Origin of the sequence: Micromonospora sp. NPDC048843 (genome assembly GCF_040649965.1) — a bacterium.
Taxonomy (GTDB): Bacteria; Actinomycetota; Actinomycetes; order Mycobacteriales; family Micromonosporaceae; genus Micromonospora; species Micromonospora hortensis.
This window is the reverse complement of the sequence record NZ_JBEZGJ010000012.1, coordinates 17,254-39,206: the sequence shown is the minus strand read 5'-3', so window position 1 is coordinate 39,206 and position 21,953 is coordinate 17,254. Positions and strand designations below refer to the sequence as shown.

The 21,953-nt window shown below is 69.0% G+C and carries 11 protein-coding genes; 4 read left to right on the top strand and 7 right to left on the bottom strand.

The window, feature by feature from the left end; all coding sequences use genetic code 11:
* The first annotated feature begins 5 nt into the window (after window positions 1-5).
* Together AB0C20_RS05080 and AB0C20_RS05075 are read left to right on the top strand one after the other, a co-directional pair.
* Window positions 6-3,020 (top strand): hypothetical protein, encoded by a 3,015-nt coding sequence (locus AB0C20_RS05080; RefSeq protein ID WP_357567428.1) that lies wholly within the window; start codon window positions 6-8, stop codon window positions 3,018-3,020.
* Between the two features lie 293 nt (window positions 3,021-3,313).
* On the top strand, window positions 3,314-4,309 hold the full coding sequence (locus AB0C20_RS05075) for a Wadjet anti-phage system protein JetD domain-containing protein (protein ID WP_357567396.1): 996 nt from the start codon (window positions 3,314-3,316) through the stop codon (window positions 4,307-4,309).
* A 368-nt stretch (window positions 4,310-4,677) separates the two neighbouring features.
* Here the strand turns inward: AB0C20_RS05075 and AB0C20_RS05070 are convergent, their stop codons facing one another.
* Window positions 4,678-6,072 (bottom strand): pentapeptide repeat-containing protein, encoded by a 1,395-nt coding sequence (locus AB0C20_RS05070; RefSeq protein WP_357567395.1) that lies wholly within the window; start codon window positions 6,070-6,072, stop codon window positions 4,678-4,680.
* A 557-nt stretch (window positions 6,073-6,629) separates the two neighbouring features.
* Here AB0C20_RS05070 and AB0C20_RS05065 point away from each other — a divergent pair.
* Both AB0C20_RS05065 and AB0C20_RS05060 read left to right on the top strand, forming a co-directional pair.
* The gene (locus tag AB0C20_RS05065; protein ID WP_357567394.1) at window positions 6,630-9,944 is read left to right on the top strand and encodes an AAA domain-containing protein; all 3,315 of its coding nucleotides are present in this window, start codon (window positions 6,630-6,632) and stop codon (window positions 9,942-9,944) included.
* A 33-nt stretch (window positions 9,945-9,977) separates the two neighbouring features.
* Window positions 9,978-10,274 carry a transposase gene (locus tag AB0C20_RS05060; protein WP_357567427.1) on the top strand — a complete coding sequence of 99 codons (297 nt, stop codon included), beginning with the start codon at window positions 9,978-9,980 and terminating at the stop codon, window positions 10,272-10,274.
* Window positions 10,275-10,401: 127 nt separating this feature from the next.
* On the opposite strand, the gene AB0C20_RS05055 is transcribed toward AB0C20_RS05060, so the two are convergent.
* The 6 genes from AB0C20_RS05055 to AB0C20_RS05030 are packed head-to-tail and all read right to left on the bottom strand — an operon-like array spanning window position 10,402 to window position 21,549.
* A complete protein-coding gene (locus AB0C20_RS05055) occupies window positions 10,402-12,309 on the bottom strand; it encodes a DUF2357 domain-containing protein (protein ID WP_357567393.1) in 1,908 nt (635 codons plus the stop codon).
* A gap of 1 nt (window position 12,310) precedes the next feature.
* Window positions 12,311-14,740 (bottom strand): AAA family ATPase, encoded by a 2,430-nt coding sequence (locus AB0C20_RS05050; RefSeq protein ID WP_357567392.1) that lies wholly within the window; start codon window positions 14,738-14,740, stop codon window positions 12,311-12,313.
* Window positions 14,676-16,283: a hypothetical protein gene (locus AB0C20_RS05045; protein ID WP_357567391.1), complete on the bottom strand. Its 1,608-nt coding sequence runs from the start codon at window positions 16,281-16,283 to the stop codon at window positions 14,676-14,678. The genes AB0C20_RS05050 and AB0C20_RS05045 overlap by 65 nt, the downstream gene beginning before the upstream one ends.
* Window positions 16,264-19,575, bottom strand: coding sequence for an AAA domain-containing protein (locus AB0C20_RS05040; protein WP_357567390.1), 3,312 nt, complete (start codon window positions 19,573-19,575; stop codon window positions 16,264-16,266). The genes AB0C20_RS05045 and AB0C20_RS05040 overlap by 20 nt, the downstream gene beginning before the upstream one ends.
* Entirely contained in the window at window positions 19,565-20,947 is a 1,383-nt protein-coding gene (locus AB0C20_RS05035) for a protein kinase (RefSeq protein ID WP_357567389.1), read from the bottom strand. The genes AB0C20_RS05040 and AB0C20_RS05035 overlap by 11 nt, the downstream gene beginning before the upstream one ends.
* Entirely contained in the window at window positions 20,944-21,549 is a 606-nt protein-coding gene (locus AB0C20_RS05030) for a VWA domain-containing protein (protein ID WP_357567388.1), read from the bottom strand. The genes AB0C20_RS05035 and AB0C20_RS05030 overlap by 4 nt, the downstream gene beginning before the upstream one ends.
* Window positions 21,550-21,953 lie beyond the last annotated feature (404 nt).

The window sequence follows — 21,953 nt, the reverse complement described above, 5'->3', positions numbered from 1 at the left end:
TCCAGATGGTCAACATCTCGCGGCTGTCGACTCACCCGGTGCCGATCACCGCTCGTGGGCTGATCACCGTGGCAGGACAGGGGCCCTCGGACTCCAACGGTGCCGGCAAGTCGTCGTTCATCGCCGGACTGAGCCTGCTGCACGCCGACGAGCAATGGCGGTTGCAGTCGGGGGCGCAGGCCGCGGCCGAGTTGCTGTTCACCGCCGAGCTCGCCGGTCAGGAGGCGATGCACGCCAACGCCGACCGCGGCTACCTGATCGGCGTGTTCGTGCCGCCGCAGGCCACCACGGCGGAGGAGCTGGATGCCTCGACGTTGACGGTGTGGCTGCGGATCAACCGGCAGAGCCCGCACGTGGAGTTGCGGTGGGCCCATCGGCTGCACGTGCCGTTCGGTGACACGGAGGACGAACGGGCCGGCGGCGCCGACGGCCTGTGGGACGCGCTGCCGCGCAGCAACGGCCGCACCGACATCCGCGCCAACCGGCTCGCCCGCACCCTGTACGGCTCGACGGTCAGGTGCGTGTCCTTCCTGTCTACCTCGGTACGGGCCAGCCCGACCGCGAACCTGCTCGCCCAGCCGCTCAACGAGCTGACCCCGGAGCGGATCTTCGAGGCCATCGGTGCGCTGACCGGCCTGACCGCCGAGATCGAACAGGAACAGAAGTCCCGGGCCGAGGAGTACGAACATGCCGGGCGGGCCGCGCGGGCCGAGGAGGAGTACGAGCTGTGGGACGACCGGATGAAGGTCGTGGAGGACGGCATCGCCTCACGGGAGCGTGCCCGGACGTTGCTGGCCGAGGCGCGTGACAGCTGGCGAAGCCGTTGCGCGCGGTACCTGGTCGACGGCTTCCACGAGTCCGAGCGGATCGCCGTGGACATCGAGGCGAAGGAACGTCGGCGCAAGGAACTGGACGCGCAGATCGAGACAGCCGGTGAGAAGGTCCATCGGCTGTCCGACGACAAGGCGTTCGACGAAAGCTGCCGGACCCGGATCAAGACGTACGAGGACCAGAAGGCCGTCGAGAGCGCGCTGAAGGTCGAGCAGAATCAGAACGTCGGCTCGATCGAAACCCTCAGTGGACAGCTGCGGACCCTTCAAGCCGTCGCGGCCGTCGCTGACGGGCGCACCGTTGAACAGGCCGAGGAGGAGATCGCCGAAGCCGGGAGAATGGTCCAGGCAGCGGAGCGGATCAAAGGCCGTACCGAGCACGCGCTGCGGGTTGCCAAGGCGGCGCTGTCGGCGGCGGAGAAGGGCGAAGATGTCGCGGTCGCCCAGGTCTGGTTGCTACGGGCGAACGACATCACCGCTGCGCCGCTGGTCGACACGATCTCCTTGACCGAACAGCAGCGGCCTGTATGGGAAGCTCGGCTGCTGCCCTATCGGCACGCGGTCGCCGTCGCTCACCACCAAGCTCAGGAAGCCGTCCAACTACTGGCCGCGTTACCTGGAAGCTTGCTGGTCGAAGCAGACCCGGCCGACCACCTGCTCGGGCCAGGCCTGCCGGCCGCCGCGGATCCCGACCTGCCGGTGGGTCGATTCCTCGCGGCGTTGGCAGAGCGCGCCGGTGCTGACGGTCATATCGATCCTGTGGCTGGTGTGCACGGGATCGCCGGTCTCCCGGAGGCCCTGACCGGTCGCGCTGGCCGAATCCGAGCCGCTCAGGATCAACTGGAGAAAGCCGCCGGCGAGGACGACGAGGCTGACGAGGGGATCCGTGAGGCCGATCGGACCAAGAGCCGCGCTGACGCGCACCTGCGTGGCGCTAAAGCCGAGGCCGAGGCTGGTGCGGTTCAAGGCAAGGTGACGAAGCTCCGTGACCGCAACTCCGCCATCGAAGTGGAGCTGAGCAAACTCGACGGACCGTTGCGGCAGGCGAAGATCGGCTACGAGGCCGCTCTCGGTGAGAAAGCCGCCCGGGCCCAGCAGATCGACACGGCGAGCCGCACTCTGGCCACCCTGAAGAAGGAACTCGAAGAAAACCGCAGACAGTGGAGTGCACTGCTCCAGCAGCGTACAGATCTCGATCTTCCCCGCCTGAACGCTCAGTGGACCGGAACGGTGGGTACCGCCGAGCAGCACCTGCTCACGCTCGACGAGAGCGAGGCGATGCGGCCGCCGGCGGAGTGGGACGAGGTGTGCGCGCGGCTGGCCAACGAGGTGCGCGCCGCGTGCTTTCCGCCCGGTGACCCGGAGCAGAACCGGCCGGAGGAACTGCGCGTCGTCGACGAGCAACGCGCCGACCGGCGCACCGGAGGTGCATATGTGCGGCTGATCCCCGATGTGTTGCGGATCGTTGGGAACTTCCTGACCGATCATGAGCGTGTCGACCGGGAGAACGCCTCCCAGATCCAGCGGGAGCGGCAGGCGAAGACGATCACCCTGACTGGAGCGAAGGCCGCGCTCGACGAGGCTCGGCGAACGTCGGAGGCGTTGCGGTCGACTACCGCCAAAGCGATCAAGGCGAAGCTGCGGCAGGTATCCGACGAGTTCGACCGGCTCGACCAGACCTACGGCGGCTACGGCGGCAACCTCGACTTCCCGGAACCGGAGGCCCCCGCCGACCCGGAGAAGCCGTGGCAGTGGACGATCACCCCACGTTGGCGGCGCGGCGAGGGCAAGCCGCCGTCGTCGTACCGGCTGCGCGGCAACACCGCCCAGATGGACGACAAAGCCGTGAAGCTCGTCTGCGCGGCGGCACTCGCTGGCGCCCAGGACCGGCCGCTGCTGTTGGTCCTCGACGAACTCGGCCGCAACCTCGGCGCGGCACACCGCCGTGACGCCGTCGCCCTGTTCGAGAACATCGGCCGCGACCGGGCGATCAGCGTCGTCGGCGCCCTGCAGGACGACATGGAGAGGTACGCGATCGGCGCGTCCAGCCTCTACATCAAGCTGCGCCGCCCGTCCGACGTCATGCCGTACAACCAGGCACCGATCGTCATCGGCAGCGAAGCCGACACCGCCCGGGTGCAACTGCTCTCCGACTGGATGACCTCGTTCCGGCCGGAGCCGCAGACATGACCGACACCGACGGCACCACTGACGGGGAGCCGGATCCCGAGATCACCCTGAGCTGGATCCGCGACTATCCGGGCCTGGTCGCCTACGCACCACTGCCTCCCAGCGGCCGCTACCCCCGCGACAGCCGAGGCCGACCGAGACCGCGCTCGGCCCGGCTCCGCACCGCAGAACCGAGCGAGGCCCCCCGCCGACCGGAGGGCCTGCTCAGCGACAGCGACTGGAGCTGGGTCATCCGCAGCGAGCACAGCTGGGCCGGTGTCAGCAGCAGGTTAGGCACCGACGCGCTGCGCATCATGCTGGAACTCGCCGAAGCCGGCTGCGTCACGATCGGCTACACCCTCAACGGCAACGCCCTGGCCCAGCCGCCACGCCGGGTGTACCCGCACCCAGACCTCACGGCAGCCGAACAGGAACGCCGAAGCCGCCGTCGCGACGACACCAGCACCCTTCGCACCAGGGCGGAGCAGATCGCGTCGGAGATCACCGACGACTGGCCGGATGCCAGCCGGGCACTCCGTGAAACCGATCATCCCGACCGGTTGCTGTGGGCGGTGCGCGCCGCCACCGACCTGGCCGAGGGCCGCAGCCACGATTCGCTTCGCGCCTTCGTGCAGAGTCACGCCAAGGACACGAAAGCCCGCGACGACGTGAACCATCTGCTCGCCGCGATGGGCTTCGACCACGAGACACTCATCGCACTCGGCGTGGCCCGCAACCCGTACATCGGGCTCGGCGGCCCGATCCTGCTGCACACGACCGACGGCTCCATCCTCGACCTGTCGGCGATGCCCGGGCCGCACGACATCCGGCTGAGCCCCCACATGCTGCCGCGACTGACCGTCACCGGGCCGGGCGATGTCCTGCTGGTCGTGGAGAACCGGCAGGCGGCCGAAACGGTCTGTGACACCCGGGCCGACCTGCCGGTCATCTGGTGCCACGGGCAGCCGCCCGACGCCGTCGTGTCGATGATCGTCCAGGCGACGCAGCAGACCTCCGCGGTCGTCATTTGCGCGGACGCCGACCTCGGCGGCGTCCGCATCACCGCCCGCATCCACGACAACCTGCCACCGGATACCACCATCCACGTCGTAGACGTTGGCACCGTGCCGCACGACGAAGGCCGGCCCTTCAACACCCACAGCCGCAGCCGCCTCCAGCAGCTCGCACAACGCCCGGATGAGGTCGGTGCCTTCGCGCAACGCTGCCTGCACCGGGGCTACGCGATCGAGCAAGAAGCCACTGCACGGGCCGCCCTTCAGGCTGTCTTGAATAGCCATCCACCTGCGTAAACTCTTCGACCAGAGATGCCTCCGCGTCGGCCGCAGAGCGGAGATGGCGAACTCCACCGGAGCAGAGCCGCAGGACGTTTCGGAGCGCCGCCCGGCGGTCGCCGCCCGCCCTGAACCCGGCAGCGGCAGCAAGCCACCGACGGCCAGAAACACTCATCCGCCCATGGGCACGAACGCGCACTGTGCCGGGCGGGGGCCAACGCGCGGAACAGCGGAAGTTCGACCCGATGCGGCCGGATTCCGCACCTGGCCACCACGATGGTGTAGGCAATCCTCGTCTTTCATTAGGTCGATAAACCCGACCTGCCGAGGATGAAAGGCTTCAAGGATCATGTGCGTGGCCAGCGTCATTCTGCTGGGCGACGCGGTCACGGGCCTGAGCGTGGCCGCCGTCTTCCCTCTCCGGCTTCGGCAGGCAGGCGCTCCGGCTCCGGCCAGGTGCCGTCCGGGCCGGGAGGTATGGCCACGAGGACTCCGTCGTCGCCCATCTCCCACCCGTGCGGCCATACGGTTGAGCTCACCGCGGTGTGGCCGGGACGCGTGACCGCCTGTCGTGCACCGGCCAGGTAGACGTCCTGATGAGCGGTCACACTGGCGAAGTCGGCGGGCCCGTCGAACCGGACGTACCCGAATGATGCAGCGCCACCAAACGTTGCGCCTCTGAACACCGCTTGGTCCCGGAATCGGGCGGTGCGGACGTTCGGTCCAGGGCACGCCGAGCCGCCTTTGAGCGCGTCGTAGGAGGCCAGACCGGGCGTGCCGAAGTCCGCAGATCCGTGGAAAGCGGCACCGACGAACGAGGCCGGGCCACCAAAGTCGGCGCCCGTGAAGATGGCGGTATGGAACTCTGCGCCGCTGAAGTTCACGGCCCCGCTCGCAGGGTTGCCTGACGGCAGACGACCGGTTGCCAAGCGTTGAGATCCGGCGGTGAACTGCGCTGTCGTGAAATCTGCCATGTCGAACTTCGACCCGCGGAACGTGGCGCCGCCGACGAACTCGCAGCTGGCGAAGCTGGCGTACCGGACGACGCTGTTGCACATAGAGAACCCGATCAGGGCCGCGCCGGTGAGGTCCAGATGCAGATCCGGCCAATAGGTCTCCGGGGCCTTGACGCGAGGGTCTCTGCGGGCCGGGATGCAGGTGTGGTCGGAGAGGAATAGCTGCGCGGCTATCCGGACCTGCAGCTCGAGTTGGGAAGTGCGTTCCCGGTCGCTTTCGTGGTCGTTACCGGTTGGTGGGGTGTACGGCATCCGCAGGTAGGCGCAGATCAGGTTGACAATCTTCTGCCGCTGGTCGGGATTGTCCTGCGCGACCCGTTCGAGGGTGTAGAGCCCGGCGAGACGGACGACAACGCTCTCCGAAGCGAACTGTTCGGCGGCCTTGACGTAGGTTTCGGTTAGCTGGCGTGCGGCCGCGTCGGCTTCGGTGTGCCGCTGCGCCTGGACGGCAAGCTGGAACTTCTCCCCGTCGCGGTCGTGTGCGTCCTCGGCCATCCGTTGCTTGCGGAGCGACAGCAGCAGGCCGACTGCCGCGGCGGCTGCGGCGACCGATCCGGCACCGTACTTCAGTGCCTCGATGTGCATGCCGGGGCGGGCGTTCACCGCTGCAGCGTCGGCGACGGCCCACATCGCCGCTGCCAACCCACCGCCAGCAATGATGACCAGGGCGGCGCTGATGACGATTCCTGCGTCGGAGAGAGGCCAGGGCCATCTGCGCCGAGCAGGTGTGCCTGCTTCGGTACGGGCGGCCAGTTCACGAGACATGTCCGCATGATGCCCGAGTGACGCAAGCTGCCGGTACGTAGTCGACACTGTCCGGGCAAGATGCCGCTGCTTCACTGTACCGGCGTCCCGGTCGACACCACGCGGCGCCCCTTCTCCGGGCTCCTCCGCTTTTGGCCGCTCAGAAGGGGTGTTCTGTCGCTTATCTGAGATAGAAGAGCGTTCGTAGAATTCAGGCTCCTACGCCTTTTTCTGCGGGCCGAAGATAGCGTTGCATCTGATTGGTGGTTGCGAGCGCGAGCCAAAGTGACCCAAGCTCGTGTTGTCGAGATACCGACAGCGACGTGAAGTCCGCTGAACACGGCAGAGGGTCCTGCGAAGCTGGGAAGTCTCGCAAGATCCGGGCGGTTCGGGCAATGGCATGCAGGGGGTTGCCGGAGTGAGTGAGAGCCCGCTTGCGCTCCAGGGCGGAACCTCCCCTTGGCGCTCGCTCCGTGTGATGTTGGTAGAGCCGGCAGTCGGAACCGCGACTGGTGCTTGATCGATAGCAGAGGGTAATGTCACGGCGGACATTCGCCGCGACGCGATGGGGGTCGGTCTTGCCGGACTGGCGCGACGAGGTGTGCAGCGCACTGGACCTCTGGATCGCCTCCGAGGGTGGGACTCAGCAGAAGGAGCGTCTCGTCCGCATTGGGCGCGCTCGTCAGGAAAGCCAGCGTGGTTGGTTCGCGGTCGATCTCCGTGGCTCGGCAGCCAATCTGGATCAGCTTGAGTCCCTCCGCCTGTCAGGTGCAGATGGTCCAGAGGCAGGATCGTCTTACGCGGTCCTGGAGGCGGTACAGGAAGGTGAAGTCGTCCGACTCCGGGTTGCCGAGTTCGTCGACCTTGCCGATGCCCACCTTTGGCAGAACAAACAACCCGCGACCTACCTCCTCGTGAAGCTGCGCGAGGCCATCGCGGGCCTCACCGATGCAGGGCTGGCGCACGACTTGGCTAACGGTCGACTCGCGCCGACACCAACGAACCTGCGGGACATCTCCGGATTCACGCCGATGCAAATGGCTGCGTTCGGAGCGTGCACGGGTAGCGGCGTGCATCTGGTATGGGGACCGCCGGGAACAGGCAAGACCCGCGTCCTCACCGAGGCGATCGGTAAGCTGATCCAGGCCGGCAAGCGCGTCCTGCTGGTGTCGGCCACCAACATCGCCGTCGACAACGCCCTCCTCGGTGTCGTTGGACGGCGGCAGCATCAAGCTGGCGAACTCCTCCGCGTCGGACCTCCGCACCATCCCGACGTGCTCAAGCATCCCGAGGTCTGCCTGCCCGTTCTTGTGCGCGAGAGGCTGCGTGAGGTTGACCTGCAGCTGCAAGACGTGGAACAGCGACTGGTCCGGATGAGGGAAGACGGCGAGCGGCTGGCCGGTCTCCAGGAAGAGCTGGCAGGGTTCGACTCGGCGGCCTACCAGCTGGCCAAGAGGGTTTTAGCTGCCGAGTCGGCAGTTCCCCAACTTGCCGCTGCCGCCGCAGACGCGCAAGCGGCAATGCGGGAGAGGGAGACCCAGGCGGTCGAGTCGGCAGCACGGCTTGCCGCAGCACATGGCGATCTGGCGAAACTCGATTCGACACGCGCGGCGTACGCGGAGATCGATCAGGTGAAGCGAGAGTTGATCGCGGTGAAGGAGGCTGCCGAGAACCTCGCCGCGCGTGCGCTCACCGCCGGGCACACCGCCGATCTCATCGAGAATGAGATTCAGAACCTGCGTGGGACACGGAAGTTCGCCCGACTGCGTGATCGCACACGACTGCAGCGACTGGGCAAGCAGCTCGATGCTGCTCGGGCCGACGCAGATCGCGCGGAGCGTAAGGCACGTGAAGCGAGCGGCCTCGCTGAAAGACAGGAGGCGAAAACCGAGGAACGGATTCGCCAGCTCGGCAACACCATCATCTGCAGCCGATCGGGCCTTCAGGCCGCCGAGGCAATAGTGGTCGAGGCGCGCGAGCACGTTGACCGGGCGACCACCAACGCCCGCGAAGCCAGCGAGCGGCTCGAGCTGGCACGGCAGAGGTTGCTGACCGCGGAGGCCGGCGCGCCGACCGAGGCGCAGCGGGCGCTGGTCCGGGATGCTGATCAGCGTCAGCTTCCGATCTTGGAGGCGCAAATGCGGGTTCTTGGCAGCAGGGTCAGCGCGACCGAACTCGAACGCGAGCGACTCGAGCAGCGGCACGCAAAACTGCAGGAGGACTTCGATCGGCTACGCCGAGACGAGGAAGGTGAGATCATCAAGGGCGCCAGGATGGTCGCCACCACCCTGGCTCGCCTGCGCACAAGCAAGGCTTTGATGGACGGACCGTACGACGTCGTGCTCGTTGATGAGGTCAGCGCTGCGAACCTCCCCGAAGTCCTGCTCGCGGTCTCCCGGGCGGCCCAAGCAGCTGTCCTGCTGGGCGACTTCATGCAGCTTGGAGCGATCCGGAACGAGGACGTCAAGCGCGCCAACCGGCCGGACGTCCACCGATGGCTGCTTCCCGACGTGTTCGCGCACTGCGGGATCACCTCCCCGCAAGAGGCCGAGAGGCATCCTGGTTGCACCGCGCTGGACGTCCAGCACCGGTTCGGGCCCGAGATCATGAGGCTGGCCAATGCCATCGCCTATGACGGGCTTTTGAAGCCCGGCGACAAGATCCGCGAACACGCCGAGGATGACCCAGAGATCGTCCTTATCGACGTCGACGGGCTCGGAGAGATCGCGCGCGTCCGACCGGTCAAACGGCGTAGCGGTTGGTGGCCAGCGGGAGCGCTGCTCGCTCGCGTCCTTGCCGACTATCACCAGGCGCGCGGGGAACGAACCGGGGTCGTCACCCCCTACAGCAAGCAGGTTGAAGCCACCCTGGAGGCCCTGCGCGACCACGAGAGTACGTCGTCCGTAGGTACGGAGGTCGGTACGGCACACCGCTTCCAGGGGCGGGAGTTCCCAGTCGTCGTGTTCGACATGGTCGAGGACCAGTACGACAAGCGCTGGATGGCGCTGGCCAGCCGCGGCGGAGGGAGCTGGGAGCAAGAGGGCATCCGGCTCTTCAACGTCGCGATCACTCGTACCCAAACTCGGCTCTACCTCATCGGAAGCCGGAGCCAGATCAACGAGGCCCCTGCCGGCACACCGCTCAGCATCGTCGCCGGCCTGATCCAAAGCCGGCGGGCCAGGGTCGTTCCGGCCGCGATGTTGATCACCCCAACCACGGCTCCTGGCGAAGTCCGGTCGATGCTCGCAGGCACTTTCACCGGAGAACTGGCCGAGCTTCTGGCGCAACACGTCCGGTTGACGGACATCCATGATGAGCGAACGTTCTACGATGTCTTCGCCGACCATCTCACGGCGGCACGTCGATCAATCTGGATCTGGGCGCCATGGACGGCCACCAGGGTCAAGTCCATCCTGCCGACGCTCGCCGACGCTGTCGCACGGGGTGTCCGGGTGACCCTCTTCGTCCGCGATCCCGGCGACAACCTGCAGCGCAAACCGACGTACCAGAAGTACCTGACCGATCTTCGCTCGGTATTGCAAGCTGTCGTCGAGGTCAACGTCATGCATCAAAAGATCGTCATCATCGACGAGCAGACCGTGCTTCTCGGCAGCCTCAACTCGCTATCTCAGAGTTGGACGCGTGAGGTGATGGTGACGATGCGCGGCGCTCACTTCGCACGGAAGCTTTTGGAGCACGAACACGCAAGAGAGTTCTCGAAGCCACCACGATGCGGTGCTTGCGGCGGTGACTCGGTTGACCTCCGCCGCAATGGAGCGGGCTCCTGGTACTGGCGGTGCTATGCCCAAAGCTGTCCGCAATGGTCATCGGGCGGACGCAAGTCATGGAAGAAAGACATAATCTTCGAATCTAGCCCTCGAAGACAGAGTTGACCATCCGCCACTGTTTAGGCGAACGGACGAAGAATTACCAGCTCGCTCGATTACGCCAGCCGGGCCGGACGCACGCTGATCGACCGGGAGCTGTGTCTGCAGTGCGGCGGGTGCGATGACCCTGCCCGCCGCGAGGAAACCGGCATCGCAGCGGACGTGGAATTCGCCACGAAACCCGCCTTGGACCTGCGGATGCACGAACGCGCGTTGACAACAGGCCCGTCGGCGCGGTGGGTCACCGCAGACGAGGCCTACGGGCAGGACTCGAAGTACCGGACCGGGCTGCAGCAGGGTCGGACGGCTACGTCCTCGCCGTTGCCCGCAACGTAGGACGGCCCTGGCTCTCCGACTGGCAAGGGCGGACCCCGTGGGAGCACCGCGACTAATGAAGGACGGTGGTGGCCGGTGCACAAGATTCTTGCGGACGTAGCGACCATGTGCGAATCAGGGCGATGCATCACGTCTCTGTAGCAGAGGCTTCGATGCGGCCTTCCGCTGTCTGACGCCCTCCGGGGTCGGCCCAGCAGGTGCATCCCGGTCGTCCACCACACTCTTGGCACTTCGGACACCGGAACCGCGAACCGGGAGTGATCTCCGCGGCGGTGCAGGGCATTGCCAACACATCCGCACCGGCTGTCCGGTCGATTCGATCACCATCGGCAGTGTCAATGACCGCGTTGTACGGCCACAGAACCGGGTACCGGGCACCGCAGGAGCAGTCCCGGCTGCCCCAGATGGCCTCGCAGTTGCCGCACCGTGCCTGGAATGTATCGCGATCTCGCATGTGCACCCGCGCCCCGGACTCTTTGCAGATGGGGCAGGTGTCGAACCGACCGAAGGTTGCCCCCGCCGCATCCAGGGCGGCCGTAAGCTCTGACGGCAAAAGCTGGCTGTCCCGGCTCGGGCCTCGGTGCCCGTCCACAGCCTCCCGGATCAGGTGCGACCGCTCCTCGGAGGTGGGTCGGCGGAGCAGCAGCACCCGCCGGCCGCCTACCGGCCGCAGCCAGTTCCTGGCCGGCAGCGTCGGCACCCCAGCGGGCAGTTCCACCGGCAGGGGGTATCCGTGGCTGAACCACCGGCCCTGCAGCGTCCACCGGAGGGCCCGCGCCAGCCGCTCCTCGCCCTCGATCTCCAACGGGCTGATCGGCACGAGGCAGGCCGTCGTCCCGAAACCTGCCGGATGCAAGCCCTGATGTACCGGGCGGGGCAGCGATGACCTAGTGGTCCGGAGGCCGGGGTAGACGACGACGATCGGACCGGGCAGTGTCGCCAGATCGGCGAGCCAGCCCTGCCGGACCGGTTCGGGGACCTTCGCGCCGAGGTCTCGCGGGTCGGTCACGATTCGGGTCACTTCCGTCCCGCAGGCGTGTACGCCGACCGTACCGTCCTCGCTCATCGACCATGTCAACTCCTCTGCCGGACCGCGCAGCCGCAGCTGGGTGCCCGCTGCCGGAGCGGGGGCGTCGGGGTCGTCTGGCCGATACCCGAGCAGGGCCAGGGCCCGCAGCGACAGCGCGGCCACATACGTTCGGTAGGCAGCGGGGAAGTCCCGGCTGTCGGCCCGTGCCTGGTCCGTATCCGCCGCCTGCTGCACCGCCCAGCGCTCCCAGAGCTTCCCGACGCGCCGGTACCGGCGGTCGTTGGTGAACAGGTTCGTCCACCTGAGTCGCATGGGTACCCGCGCCCGCCGGTCGGCGTGGATGAGTGCGGGGGAGTGGCGTAGGGTCCGTAGCCGGCCCCGCGCGTTCGTCAGTGCCGCGTGGGTCGCCTCGATGGCGGCGGCCGACGCTGCCTTGTCCGCGACCGCCACCGCCACCAGCTCGGCGATTCGCTCGCGCCGCCGCCAGGAGCTGGTGCCGTGCAGTGCCCCCACGAACGCGCTCATGTCGGCGAGGCTCGCGCCGAGCAGGGTCAGTTCGTGGATCCGTCTGGTCAGATACTCGTCCAACCGGTCCACCAACTGCGCCGCCACCCGGTTCTCGTAGAAGTCGACGTCCTCGACGTAGCGCAGGGACAGCACTCGCTGCGGATGGATGCGTCCGTGCTCGACCCCGGCCCATTCCTCCGGATGCCCGGCGAGTCGGGCCAGTCCGGCCGGTGGGACCCGACGAGCGACGTCCGCCCGGACCACCTCCTCCGTCCGCGCGAGGCGGTCGTGCGGGCGGAGGCAGATGTGCGCGAGGTTGTCCAGGCCGCGCTGGATCTCCCGGTCGAAGTCCCGCAGCGAAGCTCGCTCGACGGTGTCCGGGACGAACATGTTCGTCGTCATCCAAGCGCTGATGTCGCCGGCTTGGGCGAGAATCCGTGCGGTGTCGATGACCGAGCCCACGACCAGGGGGTCGGCGGCACCCGTCCGATCGGCCACGTCAGCTCTCCCGGCGGTGCACTTCGTCGTCGAGCAACCGGACGCAGCGAACCGGTTCACCCGCCATGTTGTGCAGGTCCCATGCCGTGCGGATCGCCTCCCGCAACTTGCCGAGGCCCGTCACGGTGACGTCGTACCGGCCTCGGACGGTGCGGAGCACCTTCATCGCGAGGAAGTGGTCGGCTGCAAGGGACCGCCCGTCCTGGTCGGCGTCGCCGTACTCGGGCTGTTCGCCTGTCGGGTCGCCCTGCCGGGCCGCGGCCACCACCGGCGTGAACGTGCGCAACTGCTTCTCCACGCGAGGGCCGATGAGGGCCCGGCCATGCTCCTGGAGGTCGCCGGTGAGGTACTCGACGAACGCCAGGACGGCCTTCTCGTCCTCGCGATGTGCCTGCCGGGCCTGCTTGAAGGCCCGCCGCAGGGCGTCCGTCCCGTACGGCGGCAGGGCGGGCACCGGCCTTCGGTCCAGCCGCGGCCGCCGCGCCGGCAACTCCATGAGGTGGGCCCGGTTGTACGTCTTGTCGGCGAACTCCAACGTGGACTCGTCCTGGTTGGCGGTGCCGATGAACCACACGTTGGGCGGCAGGGCGATGCTCGTGCCGCCGACCAGTTGGCGCGGCGCCCGGCCGTCCCCGCGGGTCACCAGTTGGATTGGCACCTTGTCGTCGTTCTCCAGCTTCGACAGGAGCACCGAGAAGTATTGCTCGGGCCGGGACAGGTTCATCTCGTCCAGCACGATGAAGAACGGCCGGTCCCGGTGCCGTGGTGTCTGAGCCCGATAGAGTGCCTGAAGGAACTCCGTCTCCTCGAATCGTCGCTCGAAGGTGTTGTGGTGGCCGAACAGGTCGGTGCGGTCACGCCAGCCGGCCTGCACCTCGATTACCGCACAGTCGGTGCCGAGCGCGCCGGCCAGCGCCCTCGGCAGGGACGTCTTGCCGATGCCGCTCATCCCCTCCAGCAGGTGCAGGCGGCTCATCGCCAGTCCGCCGAGCAGCACGCAGATGTCGTTCAGGCGGTACGCGCGGTCGTGCTCGGCGAACATCGTCGTCTGCAGCGAGCGGGCGAACCCTGCCAGGTCCGGTAGGTCGCCGAACACCTCGCCGGGCTCGTCGAGCGCGGGGTCGTCGTCCAACGCCACGCATCGGGGAAAGAGCGGCGTACCCGGGTCAGGGCGGTCCTGGTACAGGGCGTCGATGGCCGACCGCAACTCCGCGATCCGCCCCTCGTACCCGCGGGTGAGGACCTCGAAGTGCCGTTCGGCGTCCGCGAGTTGCTTCACCTGCAGGTTGTTGATCCGGTCGGCGAGGGCCGCGCCCCGGAGTTCCTGAAGTTCGTAGCTGAGCTGTTCGCGTGCGCTGTTCAGCTCGCGATTCTGCTGCTCCAACCAACGGAGCCGATCCAGGTCCTCGTCGCCGATCCGGGCGGCGAGCTTGTCCCGCAGTTCGGCGTTCTGGGCGCGGAGCCGTTCCATCTCGTCCAGCACGTGAGCGGGATCCGAAGAGCCGATCTTGAGTAGCACCTGCTCCCGTTCGGCCAGCCGGCCGTGCAGGTCGGCGACCGCCTCCTCGGCCGCCGCGTACTGAATCCGGAGGACCTGCAGGTCCCGGTCGAGTGCGGTCACCTCCGCGGCGGCCCGGGCGGTCACCTCCCTCTCCAGGTCGCGCTCCCGCCGCTCGAGCTGGATCTCCTGTCCCCGCAGGGCACCCTGGTCGTAGTCGAGCTGTTGTGCCCCGGTCGTGAGCTGCTGGCGATCCTGGGCGAGTTCGGCGTGGACGCGTTCCGCGTCGGCCAGCCGATCCCGCCGGGTCTGCTCGATCTCGGCAAGCGCCTCGGTCCGCTCCGTCACCCACCGCTCGCGCTCGGCGGCCACCTCCGCCGACGCGGCCCGTCGCAGCTCCGCCAGTTCCGCGTCGAGCGCCGCCCGGGCCCGCTCCGCCTCCGCCACGAAGCCCGCCTCGGCCGCCTTCTCCCGGTCCCGCAGCTGCGCATCCCGTTCGTCGAGCCGGGCCTCCGCCCGGGCCAGCCGGCCACGGATCTCCTCCGCCTCGGCCTGGGCCTGTGCCGCGAGGTTCAGGTCTGTCCGGATGCGCTGCCGGTCCGCCTCGGCCGCCTCCTCCCGCGCTCGTGCCGCCTCCTCGCGGGCCCGTGCCGCTTCCTCCCGGGTCCGTGCCGCCTCCTCCCGCGCCGTGGCGGCCAGGGCACAGCGCCGGTACTCCTCGATCTGCAGGGTGAGTTTGTCGTAGGTGGTCAGCACCTCCTCCGAGGACCGCTGCGCGGGCGTCAGGGCCTCGGTGGTCAGCGCGTTGACGAGTTCGGAGCCGTCCTCCGCGCGGCGCGCGGCGAGCGCCAGATCGGCTTGGACCTCGTCAGCGCGGGGCCGGGACCGGGCCCCGAGGTTGCGGTACGGCGACCGGGACTTGCTTTTCCCCATGGGGTTGGTTGTCCTTTCGCGAAGGCCGGGACAGATCGGGCAGGTCGACGCCCAGGTACGCGGCCGTCGTGTGCTGGGCGAGCGCCCAGGCCGCCTCGCCGGTGTCGAGGTTGAGCGGCACCACCGCGGCGTGCGCGCCGCCGGTGTTCCGGTCGCTCGACAACCGCCTCAGCTCGGTGAACAGGTGTGGGCGGACCTCGGCCAGTCGTCGGACGGGATGGTCCGGTCCGCCGTGCGCGCCCGAGACCAGCACCGCGGCGAGCATCGCCGGCGTGTTGGAGACCTTCTCCGGACGACGAACCGCCTTCCGGAACTCGTCCGCTTTGAACCCGAGGACCTGGAGGTGCTCGCCGAACGGCATCCCGAGTCGCCGGCAGCATCGTCCGAGCGGACCGGCGAACCGGTTCCCGTGGGGAGTCAGTTCGGGCGCGTCGGCCGGCGGCGGGTGCCGGACGACGATGTCGCGCAGGACGACCTCGTGCAGGCGCCAGGCGTTTCGGACCACGTCGCCGATTTCGGTGCAGCCGTCCCCGGTCAGGCGGGCCCGGTCCATGTCCCGCTCCAGCAGGGTCAGCAGCTCGAAGAGGTCGCGGTGCGCCCGGACCAGACCCGCGAACCGGTCCTCCAGGACCTCGCCGATCCGTCGGCGCAACGCGATGTCGAGCCGGTCGTACTCCAGCACCACCGCTTCGCTGCGCCGGCCGATGAACCGTTCGACTTGCTCGCGCAGCGCCGGCACCTGTTGCAGCCGGGTCGCCACCAGGCGCCGCAGGTAGGTGCTGGACCGGCCGTTGAACGGGCTGAACGCGTCCCAGCTCACGGTCTCGGTACTCGCCGGTTCGTGGCGATCCGACACGAGCGGGACCGGAATCCACACCGGCACACCCGAGGTCATCAAGGCCACCCGTGAGACCACACGATCCGGGGCGGCCCGGTCCCACCGTCGGGCCCGGCCCCGCTCCTGCTTTGCCCGCTCACCACGCGAGACAGCCTCGACAACCTCCTCGTGGCTGGGCTGCTCGGTGCCCGTCCAGCCCTCCGGCAGCACCGGGAATGCGGTGACCCGCAACGGCGCACCGGCAGTCCGCAGCTGCAGCGAGACCTGGTGCCGGGCCCGCCAGTCGGCCTGCGCCAGCCGGGCCTGCAGGGTCGACGCCGGCCAGAGCGATCCGGTCAGGACGTCCTGGTAGACATACGTAGTGATGGTCCGGGTCGGGTCGGGGAAGCCGTCCCGCAACGCCTGCAGCCCGGTGTCGGTCACCGCGCCGTGTCGGTCCAGGTAGGACAGCGCCCGCAGGTCCGACCGGACCATCTTCACCAGGTCACCCTGGAGGCCGAGCAGCGCCGCCATCTCGCCCACCTCCCGGTATCCGGACCGGGCCAGCCCGAGCACCGCCGACTGGAAGATGTTCAGCCGTTCCTCGTGCACGAGCGGTGCGACCACGCGGTAGCGCAGGGCTGGCCACAGCAGCCACAGTTGGTCGCCCCGATACCGGACGTGGTCCGGTAGGACCACCGGGCTGTCAACGTCGAATCCCGCCACCGTCCACCCCCTTGCAGAGTTCCCGGAACGCCACCAGCCCCTCGGCCACCGACCGGCCGGGACGTCCCGGCGCCTCCGGCGTCGCCGACCGTTCCGCCATTGCGGCGTCACCCACCGCGATGAGCAGCCGGCGTTGCCGGCTCATCGCCACGCACATGCGGCTGTCGCTGAGCAGGTGCCCGTACCGCCGGACGGCCTCGGCGGGGTCGGGGGTGGACCTAGGCGGTGAACTGCTCCGGGTCACCGACAGCAGAACAACGTCGAACTCCATGCCCTGGAAGGCGTCGACGGTGCCCACCCGGAGCCGCTGTCGGGGGACCGGCTCGGCGGTGTAGGCCATCGCCGGTACCGGTGCGAACCCTCCCTCGTCGTCCAGGACGGCCAGTCCCGCATCGACCAGTTCGGTCTCCAGCAGGACCTGCTGCTCGCGGTAGAAAGTGATCACGCCGAAGGTGAGCTGCCGCGCCTCGTCCCGTGCGGCCAGCTCCCGCAGCTCCCGCACCAGCCGGATCGCCTCCACCCGCCGGGTCCGGCTGAATCCGGTCCGTTCCTCGGCACCCGCCCCCAGCGGGACGTCGATCCAGCCCGCGACCTTCCTGGCCCATGGGCTCAGGTCGTGGGTCAGCTCCTGGGTGGAGGGGTGGGACTGGAGCACGTCCGGGCCGCCGTAGAACACCGAGCTGACGAACCGCCCCAGGGCGGGGTGCATGCGGAACTGGGTGTCGAGCCGGATCGTCCGCACCGCGGGTCGCTCGCTCGCGAAGAGGTCGAACCACCGTTCGAAGAGGCTCTGGGACAGCTCGGACCCGTCGAGTGAACGATTGCGGCGCAGCTCCCGCTCCACCTTCTGCTCCAGCATGTGCGGGAGCTGTCTGTGGTCGCCGACCAGGATGATCCGCCGGCGGGCGAAGGCCATCGGGATCATCAGGTCGAGCGGGTTGGCGCGGGCTGCTTCGTCGACGACGACGGTGTCGAAGACCGGCAACGGCGCGTCGAGCACCCGGGACATCTCGCGGGAGTCGGCGTGCTGCACGGTCGAGGCGAGCACCGCGTTATACCGGGCCAGGGTCCGCTCCACCAGGCCGAGGTCCTCCCGCAGGTCGTCCTGGTACGCGCGAAGCACCTCGGCGGCGCTGTCGGTGGACGCCGCGTGAACCTGGTGCACTGCCTCCGCGACCTCGATCAGCAGGTCCTCGACGGCCGGATCGTGCTGCGGGGTGTGCAGCAGGCCGGTGGCCGCCGCCAGCCGGTCGAGCAGCGCCAACCGCAGCTCCGCCAGGTCGGGGAGGAGGGCCGCCTGGTCCGCGTCCCCGGTGGCGGCCCGCCCCAGCAGGAGCTGGGCTGGTTCGTCGAGCACATCGGTCAGCAGCCGCAGCGCGCCGCCCGCCCGCTCCGGGCCGTCGTCCGCGAAGGAGACCGGGGTGACGCGGATCGACCGGACGACACGAGCCACCGCAGCCCGTTCCTCGTCCGTCAGGCTCCGGCCGAGCGTGCCGGTCACCTGCAGCTCCGCCAACGTCCGGTCTAACCGGCTGCGCAGTCCGGCCGGCAATTCCGCCCCGGCCAGCCGCTTCGTCTCCGTCAGCAGGTTCGTCAGATCGGGCCCGGCGACGGGGTGCCGGCTGTAGGCGGCCGCCAGCTGACGCAGCCGTACGACGCGGTCCCAGCCGGCCACCTCGGGACGGTGCCGGTCGAGGTGGCGGTCGACCGCGGCCACCGTCTCGTCCCGCCACTGTCGGGTGTTCTGCCGGTCCCGTTCTGGTTTGTTGCTCACCCGGGTCGGCGGCAGGCCCAGCCGTCGGGCCCGGCGGGCCACGTTGTCCACCGCGTCGTGCTGGACGCTGGACAGCAACGTCCGGTTCACCGCCACCGCTCGGTCCCCCAGCTCGTCGAGGCAGCGCAGGAGATCGGTGATGAAGCGAGTCTTGCCGGTGCCGGGCGGACCCTGCACCAGGAGGATGTCCGGTGTGCGCAGCGCCATCCGGAGAGCGGCCCGCTGCACCTCCGTCGGTCTCTCGCCGGCAGCAGCGCCGATGACCCGGTTCACCGCCCGGTCGTGTGCCGGGTCGGCGCGTGGCTGCGCGCCGGGCCGCGGGAGTCCCTCGATGAGCAGTCGCAGGCCGGGCAATTCGGCCTGGTCGTTCTCGATCCGCTCGCGGGCGGTGTCCCGCCGCCGCAACCGGGACCGGTCCCCGGACAGGGAGCGGAACAGGTAGCCCGTCACGGGTGGCGGCTCGTCCCCGGCGACCGCGAGGTCCACCGTCCAGTTTCCCACCGCCGCGCCGCGGACTTCGCCGTGCACCCCCACGGTGGCCCGGCCGCGTTTCTCCGCCAGTTCCGGGGGAAGCTCCCCGGCCGCTTCCAGCTCCAGCCGCCCCGGGTACGCGGCCACCGTGCCGAGAAACCGTGCGGCCCGCTCGCCGGGCTGAAGCTCGAACCGCCAGTCACCCCGGGCGGTCACCTTGCACGACTGGAACCTCGCCCACCGCAGCCGCTTGGCGTCCTCAACCAGGGCCTCCCGCTCGATGTTGTTGTACGCCTGCCATAAGTCGAGGTAGGTGCGTCCGTCGGACTCGAGGCCGAGCAGGGCGGCCCGGATCGCCTCCGACGCGTCCGCCTCCGCGCCCCGGTCGACGAACCGTACGTCCACCTCACTCAGCCGGTGCCAGCGGCCTCGCCCCCGGGCATCCGCGCCGGTCATCCGGGTGATCCGAAGTACGTTGTCGACCAGCGCGACGTCGGCGACCCAGCGGGTGCCGTGCAGTGTGAACGCGCTCCCGCCGGGCTGCTCCCGGGGCCCACCGCTGTGCACGATTCGGTCCCGCGCGCCTTCAGCCGGCGGAGGCAAGCAGAACTCCCGTCGCAGCCAGTCCCGCACCTCGTCGAAGCCTGTGGTGTGTACCCGGGCGGCGACGCGGACCTGCCCGGCGACCCGGTCGTCGACACCGATCTCCAACCGCGGGCCGAGGTCGGCACCGGCGAAGCCGTGGCATTGGAGGTCCACCTCGCGGTCGGTCGCGTGGGCGACCCAGGCCACGACGCTGTGTCCGGCTGCGGCGAGCCAGTCACGCGCGTCCGGATCCGTCACCTGGGCTCGGAAAGGGCCGTACTGGCGGCCCTGGTGCACCGCCAGGTCGTACGCGGCCGTCGCCGCGGGCACGCGTACCTCGATCTCACGGTCCGGGCGATCCTTCTCCGCGAGCGCCTTCAGCCAGGGCGGTACCACGGCGCCCATCACCGGGTGGACGCGGATCAGCCGGGTGTCGCCCACGGTCAGTTCGTCAGCGCGCATCGGGCGCCTCGATCGACTGCAGGACCAGGATCCGGTGTGGCCGCAATTCGGTGTCGAAGTGGATCCACCACGGAGCGCGCAGGTGCTCGACCGCGGCGGAGCCGGGAATGAGCTGGAGTCCGTTGCCGCCCTGCGGCGGCACGCGGCGCACCATCGACCGTCCGCAGTTGCGCACCCGGACCTCGGCGCCGCCGTCCCACTCCATCCGGAGCAGCGCCACGGTTGGGTCCTCCGGGTGTCGTACCGCCGTGCGGTTCGTGATCAGGAGCGGCCGGTGCGCCTGCAGCACCAGCGTCAGGTCGTCCTGGGGGAGCAACGGTGGTGGCCCTTCAGCCAGGCGTGGGAACTGTTCGAGCACGGTGACCGTCAGCGCGGGCGGGCGGGCGGCCCGGCACCACGGGCAGGTGGGGTGCGCGGCGAGGAAGCTCTGGCCGCACGGGCAGACCAGGCAGCGATCGGCGGCGGCGTGCAGGGCCGCCGCCCACTCCCCGGCGCCGGGGCGCGCCCACGGGTCGGTCATCCCCTCCTCGAAGGTACGTCGGAACAGATCCCGCAGGCGCCGGGTGAGCACCCGGTCGGCCGGGTAGCCGAACCGGGTCCGGTTGCGATCGTCGGTGGAGTGGTCGATCCAGGGCACCATCCCGCGCTGGGCGTCGTCCTCCAGCTCGACCTCGCCCTCGTTGACGTAGTCGCCGATCAGCGGGTGATTCATGGTCAAAACTTCGTACGCGAGCACGGCGAACGAGTAGACGTCGCTGAAGACGGTGTTGCCGCTCTGCCCGCGCAGGAGCTCCGGTGCGGTGTAGAAGGGCGTTCCGAGCCGTCGGGCCGCCGTGCTGCTCTCCGTCTGCAGGTTGTCCGCGTCGATCAGCCGGACTTCGTCGTATCCGAGGTCGGCGGAGACCAGCACGTTGCCCGGAGAGACGTCGCTGTAGACGATTCCCCGGTCGTGCAAGATGGCGAGGACACCGGCGCACCGGGCGAGCAGGACGAGCCGGCGACCTAGGCCCCCACCGCCGAGATACCACGCGTCCTCGTCCTGCTGCGGCGGGTCGCACAGCTCCCGCAGCGGAACCATGTCCTCCAACAGTTCCATGACATAGCCGACATGCGGCGGCGCCAGTTGCTCCAGCGGGCGGCAGAGGGGAATGCCGTCCAGTGGCAGCCACCGGAGGCGGGCGAAGAGCTCGGTCATCCGGTCCCGGCTGGAATCGTCGGGGGCGCACAGTTTCACGGCCAGGCCGCCGTACCGGGTGCGGAAGACCGCCCCTTCGCCGCCGCTTCCCAACTGGTTGTCGAGCAGGAGATCGAGGTGCAGGTTGTTGCTCGCGGCTCGGACACTGCTCGGCCACGCGGAGCCTTCCGTGCTCAATCCAGATCCTCCAACCGGACGGCTCTCGGAGCGGTGCGCTGGTGGAGCTGTTCGGTCACCGTCGCGGTCACCCATCGGAACTGCGCCGGGATCTCGTGCACCTGGTCGCTCCGAAGCACGGCGGTGCCGGGAGTGCTGAACTGGGCCAACACCTCGTCAGCCTCCGAGGTCCGATCGACGCCGATCCCGATGGCCAGCCGCAGTGCCCGCGCACCCCAACGGGTGCCGAGTAATGCCGTCAACGGAGCCTGCCAGTCGTCCGTGGGCAGCCCGTCGGAGACCAGGACCAGGGTGGGCGGAAAGGCCCGCTTCGGCACGACGGTCGGGTCGTCGAGCAGCGCCCGGGCCAGGTCGAACGCACCACCCATCGGGGTCCGGCCCCGCGGTGTGAGTTCGGTCCACTGTGCCTGTGAGGCGCGCACCAGCGGCTGGTGCACGACGGCCTCGTCCCCGCCGAAGGCGATCACCGCAACGTGGATCTCTCCCCGCGCGGTGTCCTCCGCGGCGAACGCGTGCAGCATGCCCCGGATACTGCGATTGAGCACGTGGATCTTCTCGCCGTCCATGCTTCCGCTGATGTCGGCGAGGACGATCACCGGCATCGGCCGAGGCGGGCGTCGCGATTGGTTCGCCAACCCCTGCTGTTCGGCGTCGAGGGTTGAGCCATATGCCGTCAGGTTCTCCGGCGCCACTACACCGGCTCCTCTCCAAAACCGCTCTGTACGTGTGCTCGTCACGCGACCAAGCCAGTCAGGCTCTCAGGCGCCTTCCGGCAGGTCAATATCCCGATCATGCTGAGAGTGGACTGTGTCGGGATACCGACAACCAAAGGGCTATCTTGAGAGCCTTGAGCGTGCTGCCACCACCCTGATCCAGGGCAGCCAGAACGCTAAGCCCGTTGGCGATCTTCTCCTGTTGCTGGTTCCGGCATGGCCCTTCCAAATTCGATTGGTCTCCTTTGTTAGCTGGTGGAACGATCATGGGATGCTGTCGCGTGCCGTGGTTG

What these genes read in the sequence shown, in the direction of transcription:
- AB0C20_RS05080 (WP_357567428.1), top strand. Translation starts at nt 6, where the DNA reads ATGGTCAACATCTCGCGGCTGTCGACTCACCCGGTGCCGATCACCGCT.
- AB0C20_RS05075 (WP_357567396.1), top strand. Translation starts at nt 3,314, where the DNA reads ATGCTGGAACTCGCCGAAGCCGGCTGCGTCACGATCGGCTACACCCTC.
- AB0C20_RS05070 (WP_357567395.1), bottom strand. Translation starts at nt 6,072, where the DNA reads ATGTCTCGTGAACTGGCCGCCCGTACCGAAGCAGGCACACCTGCTCGG.
- AB0C20_RS05050 (WP_357567392.1), bottom strand. Translation starts at nt 14,740, where the DNA reads ATGGGGAAAAGCAAGTCCCGGTCGCCGTACCGCAACCTCGGGGCCCGG.
- AB0C20_RS05040 (WP_357567390.1), bottom strand. Translation starts at nt 19,575, where the DNA reads ATGCGCGCTGACGAACTGACCGTGGGCGACACCCGGCTGATCCGCGTC.
- AB0C20_RS05030 (WP_357567388.1), bottom strand. Translation starts at nt 21,549, where the DNA reads ATGCCGGTGATCGTCCTCGCCGACATCAGCGGAAGCATGGACGGCGAG.